The organism is Actinosynnema sp. NPDC020468, from assembly GCF_040642015.1.
GTDB lineage: Bacteria > Actinomycetota > Actinomycetes > Mycobacteriales > Pseudonocardiaceae > Actinosynnema.
This window is the reverse complement of sequence record NZ_JBFAEO010000016.1, coordinates 62,315-67,152: the sequence shown is the minus strand read 5'-3', so window position 1 is coordinate 67,152 and position 4,838 is coordinate 62,315. Positions and strand designations below refer to the sequence as shown.

General features: G+C 72.2%; 5 protein-coding genes. 1 reads left to right on the top strand and 4 read right to left on the bottom strand.

Annotated features, from left to right (window positions below; genetic code table 11):
- Window positions 1-486: 486 nt before the first annotated feature.
- Window positions 487-1,572, top strand: a complete 1,086-nt coding sequence (locus AB0G50_RS14205; protein WP_360107111.1) for an S-(hydroxymethyl)mycothiol dehydrogenase — start codon at window positions 487-489, stop codon at window positions 1,570-1,572.
- A gap of 16 nt (window positions 1,573-1,588) precedes the next feature.
- Here the strand turns inward: AB0G50_RS14205 and AB0G50_RS14200 are convergent, their stop codons facing one another.
- Genes AB0G50_RS14200 through AB0G50_RS14185 form a run of 4 tightly spaced genes read right to left on the bottom strand, consistent with a single transcriptional unit; the run spans window position 1,589 to window position 4,650 of the window.
- A complete protein-coding gene (locus AB0G50_RS14200; protein WP_360107108.1) occupies window positions 1,589-2,650 on the bottom strand; it encodes an ABC transporter ATP-binding protein in 1,062 nt (353 codons plus the stop codon).
- Window positions 2,629-3,438, bottom strand: a complete 810-nt coding sequence (gene modB / locus AB0G50_RS14195; RefSeq protein ID WP_360107105.1) for a molybdate ABC transporter permease subunit — start codon at window positions 3,436-3,438, stop codon at window positions 2,629-2,631. Before modB ends, AB0G50_RS14200 begins: the two co-directional genes overlap by 22 nt.
- Window positions 3,435-4,247: a molybdate ABC transporter substrate-binding protein gene (modA, locus tag AB0G50_RS14190; RefSeq protein WP_360107102.1), complete on the bottom strand. Its 813-nt coding sequence runs from the start codon at window positions 4,245-4,247 to the stop codon at window positions 3,435-3,437. Before modA ends, modB begins: the two co-directional genes overlap by 4 nt.
- Before the next feature lie 4 nt (window positions 4,248-4,251).
- Window positions 4,252-4,650 carry a TOBE domain-containing protein gene (locus AB0G50_RS14185; protein WP_360107099.1) on the bottom strand — a complete coding sequence of 133 codons (399 nt, stop codon included), beginning with the start codon at window positions 4,648-4,650 and terminating at the stop codon, window positions 4,252-4,254.
- Between the last annotated feature and the right edge of the window lie 188 nt (window positions 4,651-4,838).

The window sequence follows — 4,838 nt, the reverse complement described above, 5'->3', positions numbered from 1 at the left end:
ACCACCGGCCTCGCGTGTGTCCGCATTGCGCATGCCCGCGTCGCGTGTGCTCACACGGCGTCTGTGTTGGAACGTTTGGAGTGTTTGGTTGTTGAGGTGTCGGATTGTAGGGGTGGGGGATTGTTGAACGATTCGACAATCCCTGCCAGGGGCAATCCTCTTAGGGGGCAATCTTCACCGGGGGAATCCTCACGGGGTCGGTGTCGGTGGTTCCGGGGTTGGAGGGATGGGCGGGGTGGTGTCCGGGCGGGGTGGAGGGGTCGGGATGGGGGGTGGGGTCGGGATCGGGCGTGGGGTTGGGGGTTCGGGCTGGACCATGGGGCTCCTTCGGTGGGTGTGGCCGGGTGGTCCCGGGGGTCGGGGGTGGGGTACCCGCGGTCGGTGGGGTTCAGCGGTCGGCGTGGCGGGTCGGGTTTGTCTCGCCCTTCGTGGTCGTGGCCGGCACGATCGGGGCGTCGGTGATCTTCCGAGCACGTGGGAGTGGGCATGGCTCAGTTGGTGCGGGGTGTCGTCTCGGTCGGCAAGGGGGCGCCGGTGACGCTCGAAACCGTGGTCGTGCCCGATCCCGGACCGGGTGAGGCGGTCGTGCGGGTGCAGGCGTGCGGGGTGTGCCACACCGACCTGCACTACCGGGAGGGCGGGATCAACGACGAGTTCCCCTTCCTCCTCGGCCACGAGGCCGCCGGGATCGTGGAGGCCGTCGGCGACGGGGTGGACGACGTCCGGCCCGGCGATTTCGTCGTCCTCAACTGGCGCGCCGTCTGCGGCAAGTGCCGGGCGTGTCTGCGCGGCCGCCCCTGGTACTGCTTCGACACCCACAACGCCCGGCAGCGGATGACGCTCGAGGACGGCACGGAGCTCAGCCCCGCCCTCGGCATCGGCGCGTTCGCCGAGAAGACCCTCGTCCACGCCGGACAGTGCACGAAGGTCGACCCCAAGGCCGCACCCGCCGTCGCGGGCCTGCTCGGCTGCGGCGTGATGGCGGGCCTCGGCGCCGCGATCAACACCGGCAACATCACCCGCGGCGACACGGTCGCGGTCATCGGCTGCGGCGGTGTCGGCGGCGCGGCGGTCATGGGCGCGCGGCTGGCCGGCGCGGCGCGGATCATCGCGGTCGACATCGACGACCGCAAGCTCGCCACCGCCACCGGCCTCGGCGCCACGCACACCGTCAACAGCCGCGAGAACGACCCGGTCGACGCCATCCGCGACCTCACCGGCGGTTTCGGCGCCGACGTCGTGATCGAGGCCGTCGGCCGACCCGAGACCTACCGCCAGGCCTTCTACGCCCGCGACCTCGCCGGCACGGTCGTCCTGGTCGGCGTGCCGAACCCCGAGGAGAAGCTCGAACTCCCGTTCATCGACCTGTTCGCCCGCGGCGGCGCGCTGAAGTCCTCCTGGTACGGCGACTGCCTGCCCTCGCGCGACTTCCCGCTGCTGGTCGACCTCTACCTCCAGGGCAGGCTCGACCTGGAGGCGTTCGTCACCGAGACCATCGAGCTCGACGGCGTCGAGCAGGCCTTCGACCGGATGCGCCAGGGCGACGTGCTCCGCTCCGTGGTAGTCCTCTGAGGACTGTCCACAAAGGTCACGCGGGGTAGGCGTGGGCCTCGGTCGCCTTGACCGCGGCCCACAGCACGTCCCCGGGCCGCAACCGGAGATCGGCCACGGTCGCCGCCGTCACGTCCGCCAGCACGTCCGGCGCGCCCGCGAGCCGGACCCGGGTGGTGTGCGCGTGCTGCTCGATCCCGACCACCGTCACCCGCCACGTGTTGCGCGGCGACCCCACCGGCTCCGTCACGTGCAGGCTCACCGCGGACGGCGGGAACGCCACGTGCACCGGCCCGGACGCGGGCGCCGCGACCACGAAACCGCCGGAGGGCAACGACACCGACGTCCCCGACGCCTCGCCCCGGTACAGGTTCAACCCCACCAGGTCCGCCACGTAGGAGGTGCGCGGCTGCCGGGCGACCGACGACGGCGTCCCGGACTGCGCGACCCGCCCGTCCTCCAGCACCACCAACCGGTCCGCGAGCACCATCGCGTCCAGCGCGTCGTGCGTCACCAGCACCGTGCACCCGCCGAACTCGGCCAGGTGTCGTCCGAGCGAGGCCCGCACCTCCAGCCGCGTCCCGGCGTCCAACGCCGCCAACGGCTCGTCCAGCAGCACCAGCGCCGGCTCCAGCACCAGCGCCCGCGCCAACGCCACCCGCTGCGCCTGTCCACCGGACAACGTCCGCGGCCGCGCCCGCGCGAACTCGGCCAAACCCACGCGCGCCAACCACTCCGCGGCCCGCGCCCGCGCCTCCGCCCGCCCGACACCGCGCGCCCGCGGCCCGAACGCCACGTTCTCCAGCGCCGACAGGTGCGCGAACAGCAGGTAGTCCTGGAACACCACGCCGACCGACCGCCGTTCCGCCGGCACGAACCGACCCGGCCCGTCCCACAGCTCGTCGCCGAGCGCGATGTGCCCGTCGGACAACGGAAGCAGCCCCGCCAACGCCCGCAGCGCGGTGGTTTTGCCCGCACCGTTCGGCCCGAGCAGCGCGACCACCTCACCCGGTGCCACGGTCAGGTCCAGGTCCAACGAGAACCCGCCCCGCGACACCCGCAACGACGCGTCCAGGCTCACGTCGGCCCGCTGATCCACCGGTCGCGCAACCCGGCGAGCACCGCGACCGACACCACCAGCAGCAGCACGCTCAACACGATCGCGGCCTCCGGCTCGCTCTCCAGCGCCAGGTACACGGCCAACGGCATGGTCGTGGTGCGGCCGGGGAAGTTGCCCGCGAACGTGATCGTCGCGCCGAACTCGCCCAGCGCCCGCGCCCAGCACAGCACGGTGCCCGCGACCAACCCGGGCATGATCGACGGCAGCGTGACCCGGCGGAACACCAGCCACCGCGACGCGCCCAGCGTCGCCGCCGCCTCCTCGTACCGCGGATCGGCCGCGCGCAACGCGCCCTCCACCGAGATCACCAGGAACGGCATCGCCACGAACGCCTCCGCGATCACCACGCCCGCCGTGGTGAACGGCAGCGTCACGCCGAACCACGAGTCCAGGTACTGACCCAGCAACCCGCGTCGCCCCAGCACGAACAACAACGCCACGCCACCGACCACCGGCGGCAGCACCAGCGGCACGGTCACCAAGGCGCGCAACAACTTCCGGCCCGGCAGGTCGGACCGCGCGAGCAACCAGGCCAGCGGCAGCCCGAGCACCACGCACAGCGCCGTGGCCAGGCAGGCGCACACCAGCGACAACCTCAGCGCCTGCCCGACCTCCCGGCTGAACAGCTGCTCGCCCAGCGTGGACCACGGCGTGCGCAGCAGCAGTCCGAGCAGCGGCACGAGCAGGAAAGCCAGTCCCAGCACGGCGGGCAGCACGAGGACGACCGGGAGCCGACCCCCCGTCCGCCCGCCGCGCCGGGAGGTCACGGCTTGGCGAACCCGGCGGCGGTCAGCACCGCGCGGCCCTTGTCCGACAGCACGAAGTCCACGAACGCCTGCGCGCCCGCCGCGTTCGGCGCCTTGGCCAGCGGCGCGATCGGGTAGTCGTTGATCGCCTTGTCCGCCTCCGGGAAGTCGATGCCCTCGACCTCGCCCTTGGTGGACTTCACGTCCGTGGCGTACACCAGCGCGGCGTCGACCTCGCCCAGCTTCACCTTGGTCAGCGCGGCCTTCACGTCCTGCTCCAGGGTGTCCGGCTTGGCCGTCACGCCCGCCGCCTCCAGCGCCTTCTTCGCCGCCGCGCCACAGGGAACGGCCTCCGCGCACAGCGCGATCTTCAGCTCGTCCTTGCCGAAGTCGGCGAGCCCGGTCACCTTGCCGGGGTTGCCCTTGGGCACCGCGATCTGGAGCTTGTTGCGCACGAACGTGGTCGGCGTCGCCGTGATGCCGCCCGCGTCGGTCACCTGCTTCATGTTGGCGGGCGCGGCGGAGGCGAACACGTCGACCGGCGCGCCCTGGTTGATCTGCTGCGCCAGCGCGGAGCTGCCCGCGAAGTTGAACGTGACCTTCGCGCCGGGGTTCGCGGCCTCGAACTGCTTGCCCAGCTCGGTGAACGTCTCGGTCAGCGACGCGGCGGCGAACACCGTGATGTCGCCGGTCGCCTGGGGCACCTCGCTGGTCGACGCCGAGGTGACGGGCGCGGTGGTCGACGTCGACGGCCGGTCGGACGCGGTGCAGCCGGCCAGGGAGAGGGCGGCGACGAGCGCCGCGGCGAGCACACGGGCGGTGCGGGACATTCTCTTACGCCTCCGGGATTTCCACGACAACGTGGGTGGATTTGATCGAGGCCACGGCGACGCTGCCGACCTCGAGTCCTAATTCGTCGACCGATTCCCGGCTCAGCAGTGACACCACGCGGAACGGACCGGCCTGCATCTCGACCTGGGCCATCACGGTGTCCTTCACGATCCTGGTGACGATGCCGCGCATCCGGTTGCGCGCGGACGCGGCGATGGTGACGCCGGGCTCCGCGTGGTCGGACAGCCGCTGGGCGAACGCGGCGAGCGCGCGACCGTCCACACCCATCCGGCCGTTCTCCAGCTGCACGGACTCCAGTCGTCCCTGGTCGATCCACCGCCGGAGGGTGTCGTCGCTGACACCGAGCAGCGCGGCGGCGTCGCTGATCCGCAGATTCGGCACAGGGAGGCAGTCTAGTGCCGCAGGTGCGGAATCGCGGGTCACAGTACGAACAGTGCTGCGGACACGGCGGAAGCGGGGGGCGGGGCGGGGGGGGGCGCACCCCGGCGGGCGCGCGGTGGTGTTATGGGGTGTCGGCGGGGGGTGGGGGGTGTGGGGGGGGGTGTTGTTCGATTAGACCGGGGGGGTCA